This is a genomic window from Pseudomonas sp. A-R-19 (assembly GCF_019956575.1).
GTDB lineage: Bacteria > Pseudomonadota > Gammaproteobacteria > Pseudomonadales > Pseudomonadaceae > Aquipseudomonas.
Window position 1 is genome coordinate 20,384 of sequence record NZ_JAHBDR010000048.1, and the last position, 21,945, is coordinate 42,328.

21 protein-coding genes are annotated in these 21,945 nt (G+C 61.6%); 18 read left to right on the forward strand and 3 right to left on the reverse strand.

Annotated features, from left to right (window positions below; all coding sequences use genetic code 11):
- Positions 1-12 precede the first annotated feature (12 nt).
- The 11 genes from KGA88_RS11545 to KGA88_RS11595 all read left to right on the forward strand — a co-directional run bounded on the left by KGA88_RS11545 (position 13) and on the right by KGA88_RS11595 (position 11,849).
- Positions 13-573 (forward strand): DUF1285 domain-containing protein, encoded by a 561-nt coding sequence (locus KGA88_RS11545; protein ID WP_223591104.1) that lies wholly within the window; start codon positions 13-15, stop codon positions 571-573.
- 192 nt (positions 574-765) lie between these two features.
- Positions 766-1,482: a FadR/GntR family transcriptional regulator gene (locus KGA88_RS11550; protein ID WP_056727210.1), complete on the forward strand. Its 717-nt coding sequence runs from the start codon at positions 766-768 to the stop codon at positions 1,480-1,482.
- A 127-nt stretch (positions 1,483-1,609) separates the two neighbouring features.
- Complete coding sequence (locus KGA88_RS11555; RefSeq protein ID WP_223591106.1) at positions 1,610-2,485, forward strand: SMP-30/gluconolactonase/LRE family protein; 876 nt, start codon at positions 1,610-1,612, stop codon at positions 2,483-2,485.
- A gap of 273 nt (positions 2,486-2,758) precedes the next feature.
- Positions 2,759-3,577: an SDR family oxidoreductase gene (locus KGA88_RS11560; RefSeq protein WP_223591108.1), complete on the forward strand. Its 819-nt coding sequence runs from the start codon at positions 2,759-2,761 to the stop codon at positions 3,575-3,577.
- A 142-nt stretch (positions 3,578-3,719) separates the two neighbouring features.
- Entirely contained in the window at positions 3,720-4,724 is a 1,005-nt protein-coding gene (locus KGA88_RS11565; RefSeq protein WP_110662397.1) for a substrate-binding domain-containing protein, read from the forward strand.
- Between the two features lie 65 nt (positions 4,725-4,789).
- Positions 4,790-6,328, forward strand: a complete 1,539-nt coding sequence (gene araG / locus KGA88_RS11570) for an L-arabinose ABC transporter ATP-binding protein AraG (RefSeq protein WP_223591110.1) — start codon at positions 4,790-4,792, stop codon at positions 6,326-6,328.
- A gap of 12 nt (positions 6,329-6,340) precedes the next feature.
- Entirely contained in the window at positions 6,341-7,309 is a 969-nt protein-coding gene (araH, locus tag KGA88_RS11575) for an L-arabinose ABC transporter permease AraH (RefSeq protein WP_223591171.1), read from the forward strand.
- A gap of 219 nt (positions 7,310-7,528) precedes the next feature.
- Positions 7,529-8,242 carry a GntR family transcriptional regulator gene (locus tag KGA88_RS11580; RefSeq protein ID WP_223591112.1) on the forward strand — a complete coding sequence of 238 codons (714 nt, stop codon included), beginning with the start codon at positions 7,529-7,531 and terminating at the stop codon, positions 8,240-8,242.
- Positions 8,239-9,237 (forward strand): ADP-ribosylglycohydrolase family protein, encoded by a 999-nt coding sequence (locus KGA88_RS11585; RefSeq protein ID WP_223591114.1) that lies wholly within the window; start codon positions 8,239-8,241, stop codon positions 9,235-9,237. The genes KGA88_RS11580 and KGA88_RS11585 overlap by 4 nt, the downstream gene beginning before the upstream one ends.
- A gap of 223 nt (positions 9,238-9,460) precedes the next feature.
- Entirely contained in the window at positions 9,461-10,927 is a 1,467-nt protein-coding gene (locus KGA88_RS11590) for a purine-cytosine permease family protein (protein WP_223591116.1), read from the forward strand.
- On the forward strand, positions 10,920-11,849 hold the full coding sequence (locus KGA88_RS11595; protein ID WP_223591118.1) for a PfkB family carbohydrate kinase: 930 nt from the start codon (positions 10,920-10,922) through the stop codon (positions 11,847-11,849). The genes KGA88_RS11590 and KGA88_RS11595 overlap by 8 nt, the downstream gene beginning before the upstream one ends.
- Positions 11,850-11,936: 87 nt before the next feature.
- Here KGA88_RS11595 and KGA88_RS11600 read toward each other — a convergent pair whose 3' ends face one another.
- Positions 11,937-12,260: a hypothetical protein gene (locus KGA88_RS11600; protein ID WP_223591120.1), complete on the reverse strand. Its 324-nt coding sequence runs from the start codon at positions 12,258-12,260 to the stop codon at positions 11,937-11,939.
- A gap of 81 nt (positions 12,261-12,341) precedes the next feature.
- The gene (locus tag KGA88_RS11605) at positions 12,342-13,547 is read right to left on the reverse strand and encodes an MFS transporter (protein ID WP_223591122.1); all 1,206 of its coding nucleotides are present in this window, start codon (positions 13,545-13,547) and stop codon (positions 12,342-12,344) included.
- A 351-nt stretch (positions 13,548-13,898) separates the two neighbouring features.
- Between KGA88_RS11605 and KGA88_RS11610 the strand changes: the two genes are divergently transcribed.
- From KGA88_RS11610 to KGA88_RS11635, 6 genes are all read left to right on the forward strand, one after another.
- Positions 13,899-14,381 carry a GNAT family N-acetyltransferase gene (locus KGA88_RS11610; protein ID WP_057713732.1) on the forward strand — a complete coding sequence of 161 codons (483 nt, stop codon included), beginning with the start codon at positions 13,899-13,901 and terminating at the stop codon, positions 14,379-14,381.
- A 151-nt stretch (positions 14,382-14,532) separates the two neighbouring features.
- Positions 14,533-15,525 (forward strand): 2-dehydro-3-deoxygalactonokinase, encoded by a 993-nt coding sequence (locus KGA88_RS11615; protein WP_110661750.1) that lies wholly within the window; start codon positions 14,533-14,535, stop codon positions 15,523-15,525.
- A gap of 19 nt (positions 15,526-15,544) precedes the next feature.
- Positions 15,545-16,165 (forward strand): 2-dehydro-3-deoxy-6-phosphogalactonate aldolase, encoded by a 621-nt coding sequence (locus tag KGA88_RS11620; protein WP_223591124.1) that lies wholly within the window; start codon positions 15,545-15,547, stop codon positions 16,163-16,165.
- 48 nt (positions 16,166-16,213) lie between these two features.
- Entirely contained in the window at positions 16,214-17,362 is a 1,149-nt protein-coding gene (gene dgoD, locus KGA88_RS11625; RefSeq protein ID WP_102671668.1) for a galactonate dehydratase, read from the forward strand.
- A 173-nt stretch (positions 17,363-17,535) separates the two neighbouring features.
- Positions 17,536-18,846 carry an MFS transporter gene (locus KGA88_RS11630; protein WP_110663167.1) on the forward strand — a complete coding sequence of 437 codons (1,311 nt, stop codon included), beginning with the start codon at positions 17,536-17,538 and terminating at the stop codon, positions 18,844-18,846.
- Between the two features lie 60 nt (positions 18,847-18,906).
- Positions 18,907-19,710, forward strand: coding sequence for an IclR family transcriptional regulator (locus KGA88_RS11635; RefSeq protein ID WP_223591125.1), 804 nt, complete (start codon positions 18,907-18,909; stop codon positions 19,708-19,710).
- Here KGA88_RS11635 and KGA88_RS11640 read toward each other — a convergent pair.
- Positions 19,707-20,759, reverse strand: coding sequence for an NAD(P)-dependent alcohol dehydrogenase (locus tag KGA88_RS11640; protein ID WP_223591127.1), 1,053 nt, complete (start codon positions 20,757-20,759; stop codon positions 19,707-19,709). The genes KGA88_RS11635 and KGA88_RS11640 overlap by 4 nt on opposite strands.
- A gap of 180 nt (positions 20,760-20,939) precedes the next feature.
- On the opposite strand from KGA88_RS11640, the gene KGA88_RS11645 reads away from it, so the two are divergent.
- Entirely contained in the window at positions 20,940-21,830 is an 891-nt protein-coding gene (locus KGA88_RS11645; RefSeq protein ID WP_110662841.1) for an AraC family transcriptional regulator, read from the forward strand.
- Positions 21,831-21,945: the final 115 nt, after the last annotated feature.

A 21,945-nucleotide genomic window follows, 5' to 3' on the forward strand; every position in this document is an offset into this window, starting at 1 on the left:
AAGGAGAACGCCATGAGTGGCCCGCAAAAAGCCAACGACCTGCTGGGGCAAATCCCCAAGACCAAAGGCTTGCCGCCGGTGCACCTGTGGAATCCCGATTTCTGCGGCGACATCGATATGCGTATCGCCCGCGACGGCACCTGGTATTACCTGGGCACGCCGATCGGGCGCAAGCCGATGGTCAAGCTGTTCTCCACCATCATTCGCCGCGACGGCGATGATTATTTCCTGATCACTCCGGTAGAAAAAGTCGGCATCAAGGTCGACGACGCGCCGTTCGTGGCAATCGCGGTGGACGTGGAAGGCGAGGGCGAGGCGCGGGTGTTGCGCTTTACCACCAACGTCGATGAAACCACCGAGGCCGGCGCCGAGCATCCAATGCGCGTGGTCATCGACCCGGTCACGCAGGAGCCAGCGCCTTACGTGCATGTGCGCAGTAATCTTGAGGCGTTGATTCACCGCAACGTGTTCTATCAATTGGTCGAGCTGGCGGTGAGTCGCGAGATCGACGGTCAGCGCTGGCTGGGTGTATGGAGCGGCGGCGAATTCTTCCCCATCGGTCTTGAGCCCTGACGCAAAACCCTGTGGGAGCGGGCTTGCTCGCGAAAGCGCCGGGTCAGCCGACATCGTTGTCGGATGTGACTCCGTCTTCGCGAGCAAGCCCGCTCCCAAAGTAGATCTCTGTCGTTCTCTATAAAATCAAATTGACACTCAATCATATGATGATTAGCGTGAGCTTCCATCGCGTTCGACCTTGAGGTGTCCATGTCCAGCAGCTTTCATGCGTCGACGGTTGACTGGCTGGGATGCTGGCTCGCCACGGGGCAGGTCAAGCCGGGTGAGTCCCTCAAGGTCGAAGCCGACCTTGGCGAACAACTCGGCGTGAGCCGCACGGTCATCCGCGAAGCGATCAAGACCCTGGTTGCCAAAGGCATGCTCGAGGTCGGTCCGAAAGTCGGCACGCGGGTGTTACCGGTGCGACGCTGGAACCTCTTCGATCCCCAAGTCGTCGGCTGGTTGTCACGCAGCGGCTTGCCGGAAAACTTCGTCGACGATTTGCTCGACCTGCGCCGCACCATTGAACCCATGGCCGTGCGCTGGGCCTGCGAGCGCGCAACCGGCGAACAAGTGAATGCAATCCTGCTGGCCTGCAACGCGCTGGAGCGTGCGGTGGACAGCGGCATCGATTACAACCGTGCCGACCAGTTCTTCCACGAGTGCATTCTCGCTGCCAGCCACAATCAATTCATCGAACAAATGGTTCCGGCCCTCGGCGCGTTGCTGGCGGTGGCCTTTGAAGTGTCCGCCGCCGACCCGGATGAATTGCGTCGCACCTTGCCGATCCACCGGGACCTGGCCGAGGCCATAGCGGCCCGTGATACCGCCCGGGGTGTCTGGGCCTGCATGACCCTGATCGATAACGCCGACCTGGCGATCAAGCGTTACTACCCGCAAGTCATGGCCGATAAAAAGGCCAGTTGAAAACTCGAACTACTGTAGGAGCTAGCTTGCCAGCGATGGTGTATCAGCTACGGCGATGTCGACTGACACATCATCGCCAGCAAGCTAGCTCCTACATCATAAAAACAAGAACAATGCAGGAGGTTTCATGACGTTGACGGCGGTTACCGGACATCGGGCGAAACTGGGCGAAGGCCCGTTCTGGGATGCGCCCACCCAGGCCCTGTACTGGGTGGATATCGCCGGTAAACAGGCGTTGCGCTTGATCGGCGCCAACGTGCAGATCTGGCAGATGCCGGAGCACGTATCGGCGTTCATTCCCTGCGAAAGCGGCGACGCGCTGGTGACACTGAGCAGCGGCGTGTATCGGCTCGATCTCGACTCTCCAGGCCTGGAACCGCGCCTGACATTGTTCTGCGTGGCCGATCCGCAATCGGGCAACCGCCCCAACGAAGCTCGCTGCGACGCCCTGGGCCGGCTCTGGCTTGGCACCATGCAAAACAATATCGGAGAACACGGCGAAGACCTGCCCATCGTCCATCGTTCGGGTGGGCTGTTTCGCATCGATCGCGCCGGACGGGTTGTGCCGTTGTTGCGCAACCTGGGCATTCCCAACACGTTGCTGTGGAGCGATGACGCCACCAGCGTTTACTTCGGTGACAGCCTCGAAGGCACCCTGTATCGACATTTCATCCGTACCGACGGAGCCCTCGATGCGCCGCAAGTCTGGTTGGGTGCGCACGCGCGTGGCGGCCCGGACGGTTCGGCGATGGATGCCGAAGGTTTTATCTGGAATGCCCGTTGGGATGGCAGCTGCCTGCTCAGGTTGAACCCGGACGGCAAAGTCGATCGGATCATTGAACTGCCGATCAGTCGTCCCACCAGTTGCGTGTTTGGCGGCACAGACCTGAAGACCCTGTACATCACCAGCGCGGCAAGTCCGCTGGGCCATCCGTTGGATGGGGCCGTGTTGTCGATGCCAGTGGATGTGCCTGGAAAGCATTGCACGCGTTTCGCTGGATAGATCCCTAAATATGGGATGCAAATATATATATTGAGATTTATCGCGGGCCGGGTTTATAGTCGGCCTCACCAGGTACATGCACTCACACTTAAAAAAACAAAACAGGTGAAGTGATGCAGCGAAGTTCCCCCATGCTCCCTTGCGGAGACACTGCCTCAGGCCGTTTCCGAGCTGAAACGTTTACGCTTTCACCTGTTTCTTCCTTAACGCCTTTTGACCGGACATCGACAGATGCCCGGTTTTCGTCGTGTTTTCGAACAGGAGTCTTGATCCATGGCTGAACCACTGTCATTGCCACCGGTACCCGAACCACCCAAGGGCGAGCGCCTGAAAAACAAGGTCGTGTTGCTGACCGGTGCCGCCCAGGGCATTGGCGAAGCGATTGTGGCGACCTTCGCGTCCCAGCAGGCCAAGTTGATCATCAGCGACATTCAGGCCGAAAAAGTCGAGAGAGTCGCAGCTCACTGGCGAGACAAAGGTGCCGACGTGGTGGCGATCAAGGCCGACGTGTCGCGTCAGCAGGATCTGCACGCCATGGCCAGGCTGGCAATCGACCTGCATGGCCGGATCGATGTGTTGGTCAACTGCGCCGGGGTCAACGTGTTCCGTGATCCGCTGGAAATGACCGAGGAAGACTGGCGTCGCTGTTTTGCCATTGACCTGGACGGTGCATGGTACGGCTGCAAGGCGGTGTTGCCGCAGATGGTCGAGCAGGGCATCGGCAGCATCATCAATATTGCGTCCACCCATTCCAGCCACATCATTCCGGGTTGCTTCCCGTACCCGGTGGCCAAGCACGGCCTGCTCGGCCTGACCCGCGCGCTGGGCATCGAATATGCGGCCAAGGGTGTTCGCGTCAATGCCATCGCGCCGGGCTACATCGAAACCCAGATCAACGTCGATTACTGGAACGGCTTCACCGACCCCCACGCCGAGCGCCAGCGCGCGTTTGACCTGCACCCGCCGCGCCGCATCGGCCAGCCGATCGAAGTGGCAATGACCGCCGTGTTCCTGGCCAGCGATGAAGCACCGTTCATCAATGCCTCGTGCATCACCATCGATGGCGGGCGCTCGGTGATGTACCACGACTGAGTGATCGGGCTTTCAGGCGCACTACTACGTCTGAAATCCAATCATCATACGATATGACTATTGGCAGCGCGGCTTTACCGCCCATTGGTTTACGAAGAACGCTTTCAAAGAACGCTCAAGAACAATAACAAGGAGTCAGCTTATGAATCGTCGTCATGCTATCCGTTCCCTGTGCTGTGCCGCGTTGGCGGTCTCGGCGGTCAGCCTGAGCAGCACGCTGCTGGCGGCCGAGGAAGTGAAAATCGGTTTCCTGGTCAAGCAAGCCGAAGAACCCTGGTTCCAGACCGAATGGGCCTTTGCCGAAAAGGCCGGGAAAGAGAAGGGCTTCACCCTGATCAAGATCGCCGTACCGGACGGGGAGAAAACCCTATCCGCCATCGACAGCCTCGCCGCCAACGGCGCCAAGGGTTTCGTGATCTGCCCGCCGGACGTATCCCTGGGACCTGCGATCATGGCCAAGGCCAAGCTCAACGGGCTGAAAGTGATTGCGGTCGATGACCGTTTCGTCGATGCCAGCGGCAAGTTCATGGAAGACGTACCGTACCTCGGCATGGCTGCGTTCGAAGTCGGCCAGAAACAAGGCAATGCCATGGCCACCGAAGCGAAGAAGCGCGGCTGGGACTGGAAAGACACCTACGCGGTGATCAACACCTACAACGAACTCGACACCGGCAAGAAGCGCACCGATGGTTCGGTGAAGGCGCTGGAAGATGCCGGCATGCCCAAGGACCACATCCTGTTCTCGGCCCTCAAGACTCTCGACGTACCGGGCAGCATGGACGCCACCAACTCGGCCCTGGTGAAACTGCCGAGTGCGGCGAAGAACCTGATCATCGGCGGCATGAACGACAACACCGTGCTCGGCGGCGTACGTGCCACCGAGAGCGCCGGTTTCGCTGCGGCCAACGTGATCGGCATCGGTATCAATGGTACCGACGCCATCGGCGAGCTGAAGAAACCCGACAGCGGTTTCTACGGCTCGATGCTGCCGAGCCCGCACATCGAGGGCTACAACACCGCGAGCATGATGTACGAGTGGGTCACCACCGGCAAAGAACCGGCGAAATTCACCGCCATGGACGACGTGACGCTGATCACCCGCGACAACTTCAAGCAGGAGCTGGAAAAGATCGGCCTGTGGAACTGACGGTCGTTTGATTTCAGCGGTGGCCCCGGCGACGGGGTCGCCTGATCGGTGTGAAGAGGTGGGTTATGCACGCGCAAACAAATACACAACAACACAGCGGCAGCTTGCGCTTCAACGGGATCGGCAAGACCTTTCCCGGGGTGAAGGCGCTGGACAACATCAGCTTTGTCGCCCATCCGGGGCAGGTTCATGCCTTGATGGGCGAGAACGGTGCCGGCAAGTCGACGCTGCTTAAGATCCTCGGCGGGGCCTACATACCCAGCAGCGGCGCCTTGCAGATCGGTGAGCGGACGATGGACTTCAAGTCCACCGCCGACAGCATCGGCAGTGGCGTCGCGGTGATCCACCAGGAGCTGCATCTGGTGCCGGAAATGACCGTGGCCGAGAACCTGTTTCTCGGGCATTTGCCGGCCAGTTTCGGCCTGATCAATCGCGGCACCTTGCGTCAGCAGGCACTGGCCTGTCTCAAGGGCCTGGCCGATGAAATCGACCCGCAAGAGAAAGTCGGGCGCCTGTCCCTCGGCCAGCGGCAACTGGTGGAAATCGCCAAGGCGTTGTCCCGGGGTGCCCATGTGATTGCCTTCGACGAACCCACCAGCAGCCTTTCGGCGCGAGAGATCGAGCGCTTGATGGCGATCATCGGCCGGCTGCGCGACGAGGGCAAAGTGGTGCTCTATGTCTCTCATCGCATGGAAGAAGTGTTCCGCATCTGTGACGCGGTGACGGTGTTCAAGGATGGGCGCTATGTGCGCACGTTCGACGACATGAGCCAGCTGACCCACGATCAACTGGTCACCTGCATGGTCGGGCGCGACATCCAGGACATCTACGATTACCGCCCCCGTCAGCGCGGTGCGGTGGCGCTCAAGGTCGACGGTTTGCTCGGGCCGGGGTTGCGTGAGCCGGTGAGTTTCGAGGTGCACAAAGGCGAAATCCTTGGGCTGTTCGGGCTGGTCGGTGCCGGTCGTACCGAGCTGTTGCGCCTGCTCAGCGGCCTGGCGCGCAACAGCGCCGGACAGCTGAAGCTTCGTGGCCATGAACTGAAGCTGCGTTCACCTAGGGACGCGATTGCCGCCGGGATCCTCTTGTGCCCCGAGGACCGCAAGAAGGAAGGCATCCTGCCGCTGGCCAGCGTCGCCGAGAACATCAACATCAGCGCACGCGGCGCCCATTCCACCTTCGGCTGCCTGTTGCGTGGCCTGTGGGAGAAGGACAACGCCGACCAGCAGATCAGGGCGCTCAAGGTGAAAACGCCACACGCCGGGCAGCAGATCAGGTTTCTTTCCGGCGGTAATCAGCAGAAGGCCATTCTCGGCCGCTGGTTGTCGATGCCGATGAAGGTGCTGCTGCTCGACGAACCCACCCGCGGCATCGACATCGGAGCCAAGGCCGAGATCTATCAGATCATCCATAACCTGGCGGCCGAGGGGATCGCGGTGATTGTCGTGTCCAGCGACCTGATGGAAGTGATGGGTATTTCCGACCGCATCCTGGTGCTGTGTGAAGGCGCGATGCGCGGCGAACTGAGCCGCGACCAGGCCAACGAATCCAACCTGCTGCAACTGGCTTTGCCGCGCCAACGCGCCGACGGCACGGCGAACTGAGAGGTGACTATGATGACAACCCAAAACAACACCCTGCCGACCACGCGCAAACCCTTGGATATGCGGCGCTTCCTCGATGACTGGGTCATGCTGCTGGCGGCCGTCGGCATCTTTGTCGCCTGCACCTTGCTGATCGACAACTTCCTCTCGCCGCTGAACATGCGTGGCTTGGGCCTGGCGATTTCCACCACCGGGATCGCGGCGTGCACCATGTTGTATTGCCTGGCGTCCGGGCATTTCGACTTGTCGGTGGGCTCGGTGATCGCCTGTGCCGGGGTGGTCGCGGCGGTGGTGATGCGCGACACCGACAGCGTGTTTCTCGGCGTCTGTGCGGCGCTGGTGATGGGACTGATCGTGGGGCTGATCAATGGCATCGTGATTGCCAAGCTGCGAGTCAACGCGTTGATCACCACCTTGGCGACCATGCAGATCGTGCGTGGCCTGGCCTACATCTTCGCCAACGGCAAGGCGGTGGGGGTGTCCCAGGAATCGTTCTTCGTCTTCGGTAACGGCCAGATGTTCGGCGTGCCGGTGCCGATCCTGATCACCATTGTCTGCTTCCTGTTCTTCGGCTGGCTGCTGAACTACACCACCTACGGGCGCAACACCATGGCCATCGGCGGCAACCAGGAAGCGGCGTTGCTGGCGGGTGTGAATGTCGACCGGACCAAGATCATCATCTTCGCCGTGCACGGCGTGATCGGTGCGCTGGCCGGGGTGATCCTGGCGTCGCGCATGACCTCGGGCCAACCGATGATCGGCCAGGGTTTCGAACTGACCGTGATCTCGGCCTGCGTGTTGGGCGGGGTGTCGTTGAGTGGCGGGATTGGCATGATCCGGCACGTGATCGCCGGGGTACTGATCCTGGCGATCATCGAGAATGCGATGAACCTGAAGAACATTGATACGTTTTACCAGTATGTGATTCGGGGTTCGATTTTGTTGTTGGCGGTGGTGATTGACCGCCTCAAACAACGCTGACCACCGAAGTCTGAAGGTACAGGTGATCTCCTGTGGGAGCGGGCTTGCTCGCGAAAGCGATCTGTCGGTGACATCGATGTTGGATGTGCTGACGTCTTCGCGAGCAAGCCCGCTCCCACAGTTGAACTGTGTCGACCGCTGGTCCTTGCGCCATTCCTTCCGTCACCTCCCTGAAATTTTTCTTGCCCGCCCGAACCCGTTTCGGTTATCACTTTGTACATGATTAGACAGGTACGATTTGACAAGAAACAACGGGTGGTCGACGAACTCATCCGGCGCATCGAAAGCGGCCTCCTGGAGGACGGCTTTCAGTTGCCGGGCGAGCATCAGTTGGCTCAGGAATTCAAAGTCAGCCGAGGCACTTTGCGTGAGGCCCTGGCCGAATTGAAACGGCGCAACTACATCGCGACGCAGAGCGGGGTGGGTTCCATCGTCACGTTTGATGGCGTGGTACTCGACCAGCGCAGCGGCTGGGCGCAGGCGCTGGCCGACAGCGGGGCGCTGGTCAATACCGAAGTGTTGCGGCTGGAGGCGGTAACCCGTCCTGATCTGCTGCCGCGTTTCGGCACCGACCAGTTCATCACCCTCGACCGTCGTCGCCGCTCCAATGACGGCACGCTGGTCTCTCTCGAACGTTCATTGATGCCCGCGACCGGCGGCCTGGAAAGCCTGCCGCGTGTGGGACTGATCGACAACTCCCTGACCATCACCCTGGCCGCCTACGGCTACATCGGTGAACGTGGCGATCAGTGGATCGGCGCCGAGCCGTTGAATGCCGAAGACGCCGAGCTACTGGGACGTCCGGTCGGCACGGTGTTCCTCAAGGCCTTGCGGACCACCTATGACCGGCAAAACCGTTTCATGGAACAGGTCGAAAGCCTGCTCGATCCCGTGCACTTCCGCCTGCACCTGCAATTTGGACATTCGAAATGACTGCGCTCAATCGTGCCCTGGGCGCGTTCTATGGCCTGGCCCTGGGCGATGCACTGGGCATGCCGACCCAATCCCTGAGTCGCGCACAAGTCCAGGCGCGCTTCGGCGAAATCACCAATCTTGAGGACGCCGGCCCCGATCAGCCGATCGCCGCGAACATGCCCAAGGGCTCGATCACCGACGACACCGAACAGGCCATCCTGGTCGGCCAGTTGTTGATTGAAGGCAAGGGCAAGATCGAACCGTCGGTGCTCGCGCAACGCCTGATCGAATGGGAAGCCGTCATGCAGGCCAAAGGCTCGCAGGACTTGCTCGGTCCTTCGACCAAACGCGCCATCGAGATGATCCTCGCCGGTCATTCGCCGGAAGAGGCAGGGCGCTACGGCACCACCAATGGCGCGGCGATGCGCATTACGCCTGTAGGGATCGCGGCGAACGTCGCCAATCCGCAGCGTTTCATTGAGGCTGTCGTGCAGGCCTGTCAGGTCACTCACAACACCACGCTGGGGATCTCCAGCGCGGCGGCGGTGGCGGCGGTGGTGTCGGCCGGCATCAACGGCATGGACCTGGGCGAGGCCTTGAACCTCGGCCAGCAAATCGCCCAGCAAGCGGAAAACCACGGTCACTGGGTGGCCGGTGGACGAATTGCCTCGCGCATCAGTTGGGCGCGCAGCATCAGTGTCGACAGTGACAATGGGCTGCTCGCCGATTTGCTGTACGACGTGATCGGCACATCGGTGGCTTCCCAGGAGTCAGTGGTGGTGTCGTTCGCCCTGGCCCAGCAAGTGGCCATCGGTGAAATGAACGCCTTCGATGCACTGTGCATGGCTGCCAGCCTGGGTGGCGACACGGACACCATCGCGGCGATCCTGGGCGCGATGCTTGGCGCCTGCCTGGGTCTTGAGAGCTGGCCGGTCGAGATGATCGACATGGTCAAGTCCGTCAATGATCTGGAGCTTGAACCTCTTGTGATAGGGCTTCTTGCTTTGCGTTGACTGGACTGGCGCCTTCGCGGGCAAGCCCGCTCCCACAGGTACTGCATGTGCCTTGAGGTTTTCGCTTTCCCTGTGGGAGCGGGCTTGCTCGCGAAGGGCGCACCGCGCAATCAAGATTTTTCACACGTAAAGGAGCGCACGAACTTGGCCAGGATGGCCGGGCTGTTGTGTCGATTTCCCGAATTGCCCACAACCACAACAAATGGCAACAGGAGCATTTTTCATGAGTTCAACCAACGCCGGGCAAAGCGCCGGGCAACTGGAAACCCGTGGCATCGAACCGGTGCCGGAATCCGAGTGCAACGGGCATCCGCTGCAACTGTTCTGGGTCTGGTTCGCCGCCAACATTTCCATCCTCGGCCTGCCGCTGGGCGCGACCCTCGTGGCCTTTCGCGGGTTGGCGATCTGGCAGGCGATCATTGTCGCGATCCTCGGTGCCGCCGGTTCCTTCGCGGTGGTCGGGATCATCTCCATCGCCGGCCGTCGTGGCCGTGCACCGAGCCTGACCCTGTCGCGAGCGATCTTTGGTGTGCGCGGCAACATCGGCCCGACGCTGGTCTCGCTGATGTCGCGCCTGGGCTGGGAAACGGTCAACACCACCACCGCTGCGTTCGTGCTGCTGTCGCTGTGCTCGATCCTGTTCGGCTCGCCAGTGGAAGCCAAGAGCGCGCCGGTGTTGACCCTGGTGTTCATCGCGATTTTCGTGCTGCTGACCTTGTCGGTGTCCGGCCTCGGCCATGCGACTTTGCTGGTGATTCAGAAGTGGGCGACCTATGTGTTCGGCGCGCTGAACATTCTGGTCGGTGGTTTCCTCTGCGCGACCATCGACTGGAGCGCGGTGTTCAACGCCACGCCTGCACCGCTCAGCGCGATGATCATCGGCGTCGGCACCATGGCCGCCGGCACCGGCATCGGTTGGGCCAATGCGGGCGCGGATATGTCGCGCTACCAGCACCGCAGCGTCAAGGCCGTGCGCCTGGTAGCGTCGGCGGCGTTCGGTGCGGGGATTCCGCTGGTGCTGCTGATCACCCTTGGCGGCTTGCTGTCGGTGGGCAACAACGACCTGGCGCAAGCCACTGACCCGATCATCGCGATCCGCGACATGCTACCGACCTGGATGGCCGTGCCGTACCTGATCACTGCCTTCGGCGGCCTGCTGCTGTCGAACAACCTGTCGGTGTACTCCGCCGGCCTGACCACGCTGACCCTCGGCCTGAAGGTCAAGCGCGTCTATGCCGTGGTGGTCGACATCGTCGCGATCTTCGCCGGTTCGATCTACTTCATGCTGATCGCCGACAGCTTCTACGGTCCGTTCATTACCTTCATTTCCCTGCTGGCGGTGCCGATCACGGCGTGGGTCGGGATCTTCGTGGTCGACCTGATTCACCGTCACTACTACAGCCCCAAGGACCTGCTGGACGTCAGCCCGAGCAGTGCCTACTGGTATCGCGGCGGCATCGAGTGGCGCGCATTCGGCGCGTGGGCGATCGCCATTGTGCTGGGTTTCAGTTTCACCACCATCGGCACCACCGCGCAAAACGTCTGGTTCAAAGGTTTTCTGTCCGATTCATGGCTGGGCCACAACGGCCTCGGCTGGATCGTGACCTTCGTGGTCGCTGGCGGGATTTACTTTGTACTCGGCGGGGCCAGGGATCGCCGCGCCGCCATGATCGAGAATGCTCATGCCTAGAATGCTGCACACCGGTCAGGTCATCATCGACCTGGTCATGGCCGTGGACAAACTACCCGAGGCGGGCGGTGACGTGCTGGCGCAGTCCGCCAGTTTCGAAGCCGGCGGTGGTTTCAATGTGATGGCCGCTGCTCAGCGCAATGGTCTGCCGGTGGTCTACCTTGGCCGCCACGGTAGCGGACGCTTCGGTGATCTGGCCCGTGACGCGATGAACGCCGAAGGTATCCGTATTGGCATTGCTGGCCGCGCCGAGCGCGACACCGGGCTGTGCGTGGCCATCACGGACGCTTCGGCCGAGCGCAGTTTCGTCTCCTACATCGGCGCCGAAGGCGAGTTAAGCGCACAGGATCTGGCCAGCGTGCCGGCCGAGGCGGGCGATTACGTCTATGTCAGCGGCTACAGCCTGCTGCACGTGGGCAAGGCGCAAGCGCTGGTGGATTGGGTGCTGGCGCTGTCGGATGGCGTCAATGTGGTGTTCGATCCGGGCCCGCTGGTGGATTCGCCGGACGCGCCGCTGATGCAAGCCTTGCTCGGGCGCATCGATGTGTGGACCAGCAATGCCGTGGAAGCGCTGAAATTTACCGGCGCGTCGGACATTGCCCAGGCGCTGGATTGCCTGGCCGAACATTTGCCGGTCGGGGTGCTGATGGTGGTGCGCGACGGGCCCAACGGTTGCTGGATCAGCCAGGGCGGCGAGCGCCGGCATGTGCCGGGATTCAAGGTCGACGCAGTGGACAGCAACGGCGCCGGCGATGCCCATGCCGGTGTGTTTGTGGCGGGGCTGGCGCAGGGCTTGTCGGCGTTTGATGCGGCGCGGCGGGCCAATGCGGCAGCGGCGCTGGCGGTCACCCGCTGGGGGCCGGCGACTTCGCCGGGGGTGGCTGAAGTGGATGAGTTGATCAGTAAGACCTTCAGCGGCTGATCTGCCGCCATCGCGAGCAAGCTCGCTCCTGCAGGGGTCTGCGTTTGGCACAGATCTTGGCGAGGCATGCGGTTTTCCCCGGGTTCACTATTCGCGCATATGGCTTTCCTTGTCCTCGGTGGTGCTTGAGCCGAGGCCGCCGCTGCTGGGGGTTTTGCTGTCAGGCAGATTCGTCCCGCCCTGACGTCCCATGTCATTGCCCTGGGTGCGTGGATCGGTGCCGGTGGAGGGGGGGAGGTTTTGATCGATCGTGGTGCCGTCGGTGTTCATCCCGGGGGCACTCTGAATGGCGGGGGCCCTGGGCTTTTCCACCGGGTTGGTCGGGCCGGTGCTCGAGCCGATGGTCCCGGCGAACGCGGCAGAGGACAGCAGAGCAGTGAGGGCGAGGGCGGTCAACCTGGACAGGATCATGGTGTTGTCTCCAACGAGTAGAGTCCTTACCTGATTAGTCCGTCCTCGGTCCGGATGGGTGCATTATTCGCGACGAACGGCTCAGGCTTGCTGCAGCGCCTTGGTCGTGGTCACCCGACGCCAGATCAACCGACCCACGGTGATCAGCCAGTTGAACGAGGCAACCGCCAACACCGTGAGCAACAGTGTGGCCATGCCTTGCTCGACGATGATTTTCCCGGCCAGCAATGGGAAGCCGAACACGCCGATGAAGTACGACAGGCTGAACAGCAGCAAGGATTGCGCGGTGGTGCCGTTCGGCGCTTCATTGGCGGCCAGGCCGTTGATCACCGAGTAAGTCAGGCCGTAACCGATCCCGAGCATCACCGCCGCGAGGACGTAGCTGACGCTGCTGTCGACGACAAAACCGAACATCACGATCGATGCCAGCATCAGCCCCGAAAGCAGGCACGAGGCGCGCAATGGATCGCGCTTGACCACGAACCCGGCAACCAGCATGCGGCCGCTGATCGCCGCGCTCATGAAACCGAGGAAGAACAACGAATAGTCGAGTGAGCGCGCCGCCGCGTAACTGGTTTGAAAGCTCGACAGGCCGCCGAACACGCAGCCGCCTAGACCGACCATGATGATCGGGAAAATGGCCCGGGACGACAGGACCTGACCTGCTGCGCGCCAGGAAATCCGCGACACGCTGGTTGATTGGGTGTTCGCCTGTTTCAACTGCCGATCCAGGCGCCAGAACAGCAGCACACCGATCAGGCTGGCCAGCGCGGCCAGGTAGAACGCCGCCGTCACCGGATAACCGAGCGCACTCGCCGCGCGACCGAGCAATGGACCGCTGCCGATCCCGGTCATCATGCTGCCCGACAGCAGGGCGAAGTACTTGGCGCGTTGTGCGGGCGTCACCAGGCTCGCCACGATGATCGGCCCAAGCGTGTAGAACACGCCCCAGCCCAGGCCCAGCAGCAGGCCGAAAAACAACAACAGCTGGCCGAAACCCGGCGTCAGGGCGAAACCCAGGCTGGCCGCCACCAGCAATACACCGAACAACGCCACGGATCGGGCGGCACCGAGCAAGTCGGACAAATGGCCGGACACAATCACCGCCGCAAAGGTGCTGAGCATCGCCGCCGAAATCACACTGCCGGCGTCGTGCTCGTTGCCACCGCGTGAGCTGACCAACAGCGACAGCAAAAAAGTCGAGCCATAGGACAACGACAACAGGTAACTGGCGAGGCAAAACAGGCCGAATAACTTGCTTGAAACTGGGGGTGTTGCGGTAGACATGACGCGGTTCCTTGACCGGAAAAATGAGCAGCGTTGCTATCTAACCATGCAGCGCGCGAATGTTAGGTCCGAGGTTATCGATGCCAGGGTTAGTGCCTGCCGGAGTAACGATCTGCCATAAGAGCGCTTTTGTGGCGAGGGGGCTTGCCCCCGTTGGGTTGCGCAGCAACCCCAATAAAAACACTGGAGTCTTTCTGGTGTAACGCAATCGCTGAGAAAGGGCCTGCTTCGCAGGCCAACGGGGGCAAGCCCCCTCGCCACAGGCAAGCCCCCTCGCCACAGGCAAACCCCCTCGCCACAAGTACCGCGCCGACTTAGTATGGCGTTTTCCACTTTTGACAAGGCACGTCCATGACGATCGAAATCCGCCCGGCGACCCCCAGTGACGCACCGCAAATCCTCGCGTTCATCACTGAACTGGCCGACTACGAACGTGCCCGCCATGAAGTCATCGCCAGCGTTGCCGACATCGAGCGCAGCCTGTTCAGCGAAGGCGCCACCGCCCATGGCCTGATCTGCCTGCGCGAGGGTGCACCCATCGGTTTCGCGGTGTTCTTCTTCAGCTATTCCACCTGGCTGGGTAGCAATTGCCTGTACCTCGAAGACCTGTACATCACCCCGGAACAGCGCGGCGGCGGTGCGGGCAAGACCCTGCTGCGGCATCTGGCGAAAATCGCCTGCGCCAACGACTGCGGCCGTTTCGAGTGGAGCGTGCTGGAGTGGAATACGCCGGCCATCGACTTCTACAAGTCCCTGGGGGCGCAGCCGCAGGAGGAGTGGGTTCGCTATCGGATGGATGGCGCGGTGCTGCGGGATTTCGCCGCGGGCAACTGAACTGATCGCGTTTAAAAGATCGCAGCCTTCGAGCTGCGATTTTTTTTGTAGTGTCTCATAATATGGGATTGATATTTATATATTGAGATTTTCCCCTGCCCAGGTTTATAGTCCAGCTCACTCACAGCCAAAAACCAAAACAGGTGAAGCGATGCAGGCGCAATTGATCGCGCTCGACTGGGGGACAACCTCATTACGTGCTTACAAACTGGCTGAAGGCGGGCAAGTGCTCGAACAGCGATCGCTGTCGTCGGGGATCATGCAGCTGCCGAAGGCGCCGCGAATCATTGGCGGCCGCGAATGCACCGATGGTTTCGAACTGGCCTTCGATGAGGCGTGCGGCGACTGGCTCGATGCGCAGCCGCAATTGCCGGTGATTGCCTGCGGCATGGTCGGCAGCGCCCAGGGCTGGTGCGAAGCTGCTTACCGCGACACGCCGGCAAACGTCGCCACTCTCGGTACTTCCTTGCAAACCGTGCGCAGCGTGCGCGGTGTCGATGTGCACATTGTGCCCGGCGTTATCCAGCGTTCGCGTTTGCCGAACGTGATGCGCGGCGAAGAAACCCAGGTGCTCGGTGTACTGCAAAACCTGGCGGGCGGGGCGGGCGCTGATCTGCTGATCGGCCTACCGGGCAGCCATTCGAAATGGGTGGAAGTGGCCGACGGTTGCATCGTGCATTTCGATACGTTCATGACCGGCGAAGTGTTCGCCGTGCTCAGCGAGCACAGCATTCTCGGGCGCACCCAACAGCGTGGTGGGTCCTTCGATGGCGACGCATTTGATCGCGGTGTGCAGGTCGCGTTGTCGGCGGACGGCGAAACCGGCCCGCTGTCGACCCTGTTCAGCGCCCGCAGCTTGGGGCTGACCGGCGAATTGAGCGCCACCGCCCAGGCGGACTACCTCTCCGGCCTGCTGATCGGCCACGAGTTGGCGGCCCTGGCTTGCGTGCAGCGACGCCGCCGCAACAGCGTGCATCTGCCGTCGATCATCCTCATCGGTAATACCCAACTCTGTGCCCGCTACAGCCGCGCGCTCGATGCCTGCGGTTTTGCCCGGGTAACCCTGGCCGAACAGGCCACCGAACGCGGATTGTGGCAACTGGCGCTCGCTGCCGGCCTGGTCACGTCCACCGCATCCCGTTAAACCTGCCTGGAGACCTGACATGCTCAAACAAGCGCTGGCGCAAAACGGCCTGATCGCGATCCTGCGCGGCCTGCGTCCACAGGAGGCCGCCGCCATTGGCGAAGTCCTGTACGCCGCCGGATTTCGCGTCATTGAAGTGCCGCTCAATTCCCCTGAGCCGTACGAAAGTATCCGCATCCTGCGCAGTACCTTGCCTGCCGATTGCCTGATCGGTGCCGGCACGGTGTTGACGCCGGAACAGGTCGAGCAGGTGAAAGCCGCGGGCGGCCAGGTGATTGTCATGCCCCACAGCGATCCGAAAGTCCTGCGCGCAGCGAAAGCGGCGGGGCTTTACCTGTCGCCAGGTGTCGCTACACCGACCGAGGCTTTTGCCGCGCTGGCTGAAGGCGCGGATGTGCTGAAGCTGTTCCCTGCCGAGCAGATGGGCCCGGCAGTCGTCAAAGCCTGGCTCGCCGTATTGCCTGCCGGAACCATTCTGGCGCCGGTCGGCGGTATCACACCGGACAACATGCAGTCGTTCATCGACGCTGGCGTCAAAGGTTTCGGCCTCGGCTCCGGTCTGTTCAAACCGGGCATGACCCCTCTGCAAGTGGCGGCCAATGCCAAGGTCTACGTCGCTGCCTGGAAAGCCCTTCGCTAAGACTTCTTTGAGCGCCGAGCGCGCTGCATCTAATAAGAGAGCCAAAAGATGAAAATCACCAAACTGACTACCTTCATCGTTCCGCCGCGCTGGTGCTTCCTCAAGGTCGAAACCGACGAGGGCGTGACCGGTTGGGGCGAGCCCGTGGTCGAAGGTCGCGCCCACACCGTTGCCGCCGCCGTTGAAGAATTGTCCGACTACCTGATCGGCAAGGACCCACGCAACATCGAAGACATCTGGACCGTGCTGTACCGAGGCGGCTTCTACCGTGGCGGCGCGATCCACATGAGCGCCCTGGCCGGTATCGACCAGGCCTTGTGGGACATCAAGGGCAAGGCGCTGGGTGTGTCGGTCAGCGATCTGCTGGGTGGTCAGGTGCGGGACAAGATTCGTGTGTATTCGTGGATCGGCGGCGACCGTCCGGCGGACACGGCGCGTGCGGCGAAAGAGGCGGTCGAGCGTGGTTTCACCGCGGTGAAAATGAACGGCACCGAAGAGCTGCAATTCCTCGACACCTTCGACAAGGTTGACCAGGCCCTGGCCAACGTCGCGGCCGTGCGCGATGCGGTCGGCCCGAACGTCGGCATAGGCGTGGACTTCCATGGCCGGGTGCACAAGCCCATGGCCAAGGTGCTGATGAAGGAGCTTGATCCGTACAAGCTGATGTTCATCGAAGAGCCGGTGCTCAGTGAAAACTATGAAGCGCTGAAGGAGCTGGCGCCGCTGACCAGCACGCCGATTGCCTTGGGTGAGCGGCTGTTCTCGCGCTGGGATTTCAAGCGCGTGCTCAGCGAAGGCTACGTCGACATCATCCAGCCGGATGCCTCCCACGCCGGCGGCATCACCGAAACCCGCAAGATCGCCAACATGGCCGAAGCCTACGACGTCGCGCTGGCGCTGCATTGCCCGCTGGGTCCGATTGCCCTGGCGGCCTGCCTGCAACTGGACGCGGTTTGCTACAACGCGTTCATCCAGGAGCAGAGCCTGGGCATCCATTACAACGAGAGCAACGACCTGCTCGACTACGTCAAAGACCCACGGGTGTTCGACTACGACAAGGGCTTCGTGAAGATCCCGAATGGCCCGGGCCTGGGCATCGAGATCAACGAGGAATATGTGATCGAACGCGCGGCCATCGGCCACCGCTGGCGCAACCCGATCTGGCGCCATGCCGACGGCAGTTTTGCCGAGTGGTGAGTGATCTCTAACCCACCACAGATCCCTTGTAGGAGCCGGCTTGCTGGCGATAGCGGCACATCATTCAATATTGATGGTGCCTGACACACCGCTATCGCCAGCAAGCCGGCTCCTACAGGGTTAGCGCCAGTCTTGGAACGACCTCAATAAACATAAGAAGAGGCACCCCCCTCATGCAACCGCAAACCCTCACCGGGCAGGCGTCGTTGGTGACGCCCAGCCGTAAGCGTTTTTTCATCATGGTGCTGTTGTTCATCACGGTGGTGATCAACTATCTGGATCGCAGCAACCTGTCGATTGCTGCGCCGGCGCTGACCAGCGACCTGGGCATCGATCCGATCCATGTCGGTCTGATTTTCTCCGCATTCGGCTGGACCTACGCCGCCATGCAGATCCCCGGCGGTTGGTTGGTGGACCGCGTGCCGCCACGGATCCTGTATAGCGTCGCCTTGCTGCTGTGGTCGGTGGCCACGGTGATGCTCGGCTTCGCTGCCAGTTTCATCGCACTGTTCGTGCTGCGCATGGCGGTCGGTGCCCTGGAAGCGCCGGCGTACCCGATCAACAGTCGTGTGGTCACCACCTGGTTCCCCGAGCGCGAGCGCGCCACGGCCATCGGTTTCTACACCTCCGGGCAATTCGTCGGCTTGGCTTTCCTGACGCCGGTGCTGGCCTGGCTGCAGCACGAATTCGGCTGGCACATGGTGTTCGTTGCCACGGGTTCGGTAGGCATTGTGTGGGCGCTGATCTGGTACGCGGTGTATCGCGAGCCGCGGGATTTCAAAGGCGCCAATGACGCGGAAATCGACTTGATCCGCGAGGGCGGCGGGTTGGTGGATATCCAGGCCGAGCAGGCCAAGGTCAAAGCCAAATTCAGCTGGACCGACCTTGGCATTGTCCTGACCAAGCGCAAGCTCTGGGGTATCTACCTCGGGCAGTTCTGCCTCAACTCGACGTTGTGGTTTTTCCTGACCTGGTTCCCGACTTACCTGGTGAAATATCGCGGCATGGACTTCATCAAGTCCGGGCTGTTGGCATCGCTGCCGTTTCTCGCCGCGTTTGTCGGTGTGCTGTGTTCCGGGTTCTTCTCGGACTTTTTGATCCGTCGCGGCTGCACGGTAGGTTTCGCCCGCAAGTTGCCGATCATCAGCGGCTTGCTGATTTCCACCTCGATCATCGGCGCCAACTTCGTTGAGTCGACACCGCTGGTGATTGCCTTCCTCGCGCTGGCGTTTTTCGGCAACGGCCTGGCTTCGATCACCTGGTCGCTGGTGTCGACCCTGGCTCCGGCGCGCCTGCTCGGGCTGACCGGCGGGGTGTTCAACTTCATCGGCAACCTGTCGGCGATCGCCACGCCTATCGTGATCGGTTTCCTCGCGACAGGTGATTCCTTTGCCCCGGCGATCACCTACATCTCGGTATTGGCGTTGATTGGCGCGCTGTCCTACATCCTGCTGGTGGGCAAGGTCGAGCGTATCAAGTTGTAGTCGTGGCACGCGGGCGACCATAATGCCGCCCGTTCACTCGCACAACGGTAAAGGCTGGATATGCAGGAAGACGCCCCAAAAATCGCCAAGGACGCCGCACCGACCGGCACCCAGACCCTGCTTCGCGGGTTGGGTGTGGTTCATGCCGTGGCCAGCGGTGCCCGCGATCTCAAGGAAATCGCCCGGCTGATCGGCACCACGCGCAGCACCACCCATCGCCTGGCCAGTTGCCTGGTGGAGGAGCGTTATCTGCGGGTGGTGCCGCAAGTCGGTTATCTGTTGGGGCCGAAACTGATTGAGCTGGGCTTTCAGGCCCGTGAAGAGTTGCCCTTGGTGACCCTGGCCGGGCCGTATCTGGATGAGTTGTCGGCGTTGACCGGCGACACCATTCACCTGGCGATTCGTGAGGGCGACGAAGTGCTGTACCTGCACAAGAACCCGGGGCGCAATGGCCCGGAAATGCGTTCGCGGGTTGGCCATCGCATGCCATTGGCGCGCACCGGCATCGGCAAGGCGCTGATGCTCGATGATTCGCCGCAAGAGTGGCAGCGCCTGTACGAAGTCAGCCTGCCGGTGGGTGGCAAAAACCAGTTCTGGCCGCAGCACCCGGAGCAATCCTGGGAGCAGTTCGAGCAGCGCATGGTCGAGTACGTAGCTGGCGGTTATGCCTTCGACCTGGAAGACAACGAACCGTCGATCCGTTGCGTGGCGGCGCCGATCCGCGATGCCAGCAAGCGCATCGTCGCTGGCATCAGCATCGCCAGCACCGTGCCCTACATGCCGCTGGAAAAAATGGCCGAGCTGATTCCCCTGATCAAAGGGGTCACGGCCCGGCTGTCGGCGGAGCTTGGCCTCAAGGTTTAAACCTTGAGGGTCGCCATGTCGATGACGAAGCGGTACTTCACGTCACCGGCGATCATGCGCGCGTAAGCCTCGTTGATCTGGTGGATGTCGAGCATCTCGATGTCGCAGGTGATGTTGTGTTCGGCGCAGAAATCCAGCACTTCCTGGGTTTCGGCGATGCCGCCGATCAGCGAACCGGCGAGCACGCGACGCCCCAATACCAGTTTGGCGGCATGCACCGGCGGCTCCACCGGTTCGATCAACCCCACCAGAATATGCACGCCGTCGAATCGCAGCGTATCGAGGTAAGGGTTGAGGTCGTGCTGTACCGGAATGGTGTCGAGCAGGAAATCGAAGTGACCCGCGGCGGCCTGCATCTGCGCGTCATCGGTGGACACGATCACATGGTCCGCACCCTGGCGGCGAGCCTCTTCGGCCTTGCTTGCCGAACGGGTGAACAGCGTCACTTCGGCGCCCATGGCCTTGGCGAACTTGATGCCCATGTGACCGAGGCCACCCATGCCGAGAATCCCGACCTTGTCACCGGCCTTCACGCCGTAGTGCTTGAGTGGTGAGTAGGTGGTGATGCCGGCGCACAGGATCGGCGCGGCGCTGGCCGGGGCCAGTTTTTCCGGGATGCGCACCACAAAGTGCTCACTGACCACGATGCTGTCGGAGTAGCCGCCCATGGTGTTGCTGCCGTCGACCCGGTCCGGGGTGGCGTAGGTCATGGTCGGGCCTTCGAGGCAGTATTGCTCCAGGTCGGCCTGGCAAGCTTCGCAGCGGCGGCACGAGTCGACCATGCAGCCAACACCGACCAAATCGCCGACTTTGTGTTTAGTGACGTTTGCACCGACGGCGGTAACTTTGCCTACGATTTCATGGCCAGGCATCAACGGGTAAACGGCAATGCCCCACTCGTTGCGGGCCTGGTGGATGTCGGAATGGCAGACGCCGCAGTAGAGAATCTCGATGGCAACGTCGTCAGGCCTTGGGCTGCGACGTTCGAATTTCACGGGGGCGAGGGGAGTGCTAGCCGACTGAGCGGCGTATCCGATGGCGGTGTACATGGTGAACCTCGCAAAAGCAGTGACAGGTGAGGTGGCGCATTCTGGGCGCCGTCCCCCGTACCGACCATGGCGATTCCTCCGGGTGTCATGCCTATTCCTCCGGCATCGGCCTTTGATTGATCGCAATGGCGATCAGACCTGCGATGATGTTTTCATCCCTTTTTCCGTGAAGCTTTTTCAATGCAGTTGACCCGTCACCTTGATGCCAATGCCACGCTGGTTTCGCTGATCGAGCCGCTGTCCACCCGCGACGGTTTCGTCCCGACTGGATTGCCGGGCGTACAGGTTCTGCGGGCCAGTTGCGATGTGGCCCGTGGGCCGCAGATCTACGAGCCGAGCCTGGTGATCATCGCCCAGGGCAGCAAACTGGCGTACCTGGGGCCGCGCACCCTGGAATATGGTGCAGGTCACTACCTGATTCAGGCGCTGCCAGTGCCGTTCGAGTGTGAAACCTTTGCCGCGCCGGATGGACCGATGCTCGGGGTATCGGTCGCGATCGATCGGGTGATGCTGGGCGAGCTGGTATTGGCGATGGGCCTGGCGCCAGGGCGGCATATTCCGGCGCAAACGCCTGAGTCGATGACCTCGGCAGTACTCGACGACGCCATGCGCGGTTGTGTCGAGCGACTGCTGCGTTGCCTGCACGATCCGCTGGAATGCCAGATCATGGGGCCAGCGCGTTTGCGCGAGTTGCTGTTCGTCGCATTGCGCGGTCCGCAAGCGGATGTATTGCGGGCGCTGGTGGAGCAGCAGGGGCAGTTCGCCCGGATCGCGGCGTCGCTCAGTCATCTGCACGCGCATTACACCGAACCGCTGAACGTCGAGACCCTGGCCAGTTGCGCGAACATGAGTGCCTCGACCTTTCATGAGCATTTCAAGCGCAGCACCTTGTTGTCGCCGGTGCAGTATCTGAAGCGATTGCGTTTGCTCAGGGCGCAGCAGTTGTTGCTGGGCGAGGGACTGGGTGTGGCGCAAGTGGCGCACCGGGTGGGGTATCAGAGCACGTCGCAGTTCAGTCGCGAGTACAAGCGCTACTTCGAGCGCAATCCGGGAGAAGAACGCGCCGCCTGACCCACCGCCAACCCTTGTAGGAGCCGGCTTGCCGGTGATAGCGGTGTGACAGAAGACATCCATTTCGACTGATACGCCGCCATCGCCGGCAAGCCGGCTCCTACAAGGGGGGATC

Bases quoted from the DNA above. Each gene is read 5' to 3' on its own strand.
- KGA88_RS11545 (WP_223591104.1), top strand. From the start codon at position 13: ATGAGTGGCCCGCAAAAAGCCAACGACCTGCTGGGGCAAATCCCCAAG.
- KGA88_RS11550 (WP_056727210.1), top strand. From the start codon at position 766: ATGTCCAGCAGCTTTCATGCGTCGACGGTTGACTGGCTGGGATGCTGG.
- KGA88_RS11555 (WP_223591106.1), top strand. From the start codon at position 1,610: ATGACGTTGACGGCGGTTACCGGACATCGGGCGAAACTGGGCGAAGGC.
- KGA88_RS11560 (WP_223591108.1), top strand. From the start codon at position 2,759: ATGGCTGAACCACTGTCATTGCCACCGGTACCCGAACCACCCAAGGGC.
- KGA88_RS11565 (WP_110662397.1), top strand. From the start codon at position 3,720: ATGAATCGTCGTCATGCTATCCGTTCCCTGTGCTGTGCCGCGTTGGCG.
- araG (WP_223591110.1), top strand. From the start codon at position 4,790: ATGCACGCGCAAACAAATACACAACAACACAGCGGCAGCTTGCGCTTC.
- araH (WP_223591171.1), top strand. From the start codon at position 6,341: ATGACAACCCAAAACAACACCCTGCCGACCACGCGCAAACCCTTGGAT.
- KGA88_RS11580 (WP_223591112.1), top strand. From the start codon at position 7,529: ATGATTAGACAGGTACGATTTGACAAGAAACAACGGGTGGTCGACGAA.
- KGA88_RS11585 (WP_223591114.1), top strand. From the start codon at position 8,239: ATGACTGCGCTCAATCGTGCCCTGGGCGCGTTCTATGGCCTGGCCCTG.
- KGA88_RS11590 (WP_223591116.1), top strand. From the start codon at position 9,461: ATGAGTTCAACCAACGCCGGGCAAAGCGCCGGGCAACTGGAAACCCGT.
- KGA88_RS11595 (WP_223591118.1), top strand. From the start codon at position 10,920: ATGCCTAGAATGCTGCACACCGGTCAGGTCATCATCGACCTGGTCATG.
- KGA88_RS11600 (WP_223591120.1), bottom strand. From the start codon at position 12,260: ATGATCCTGTCCAGGTTGACCGCCCTCGCCCTCACTGCTCTGCTGTCC.
- KGA88_RS11605 (WP_223591122.1), bottom strand. From the start codon at position 13,547: ATGTCTACCGCAACACCCCCAGTTTCAAGCAAGTTATTCGGCCTGTTT.
- KGA88_RS11610 (WP_057713732.1), top strand. From the start codon at position 13,899: ATGACGATCGAAATCCGCCCGGCGACCCCCAGTGACGCACCGCAAATC.
- KGA88_RS11615 (WP_110661750.1), top strand. From the start codon at position 14,533: ATGCAGGCGCAATTGATCGCGCTCGACTGGGGGACAACCTCATTACGT.
- KGA88_RS11620 (WP_223591124.1), top strand. From the start codon at position 15,545: ATGCTCAAACAAGCGCTGGCGCAAAACGGCCTGATCGCGATCCTGCGC.
- dgoD (WP_102671668.1), top strand. From the start codon at position 16,214: ATGAAAATCACCAAACTGACTACCTTCATCGTTCCGCCGCGCTGGTGC.
- KGA88_RS11630 (WP_110663167.1), top strand. From the start codon at position 17,536: ATGCAACCGCAAACCCTCACCGGGCAGGCGTCGTTGGTGACGCCCAGC.
- KGA88_RS11635 (WP_223591125.1), top strand. From the start codon at position 18,907: ATGCAGGAAGACGCCCCAAAAATCGCCAAGGACGCCGCACCGACCGGC.
- KGA88_RS11640 (WP_223591127.1), bottom strand. From the start codon at position 20,759: ATGTACACCGCCATCGGATACGCCGCTCAGTCGGCTAGCACTCCCCTC.
- KGA88_RS11645 (WP_110662841.1), top strand. From the start codon at position 20,940: ATGCAGTTGACCCGTCACCTTGATGCCAATGCCACGCTGGTTTCGCTG.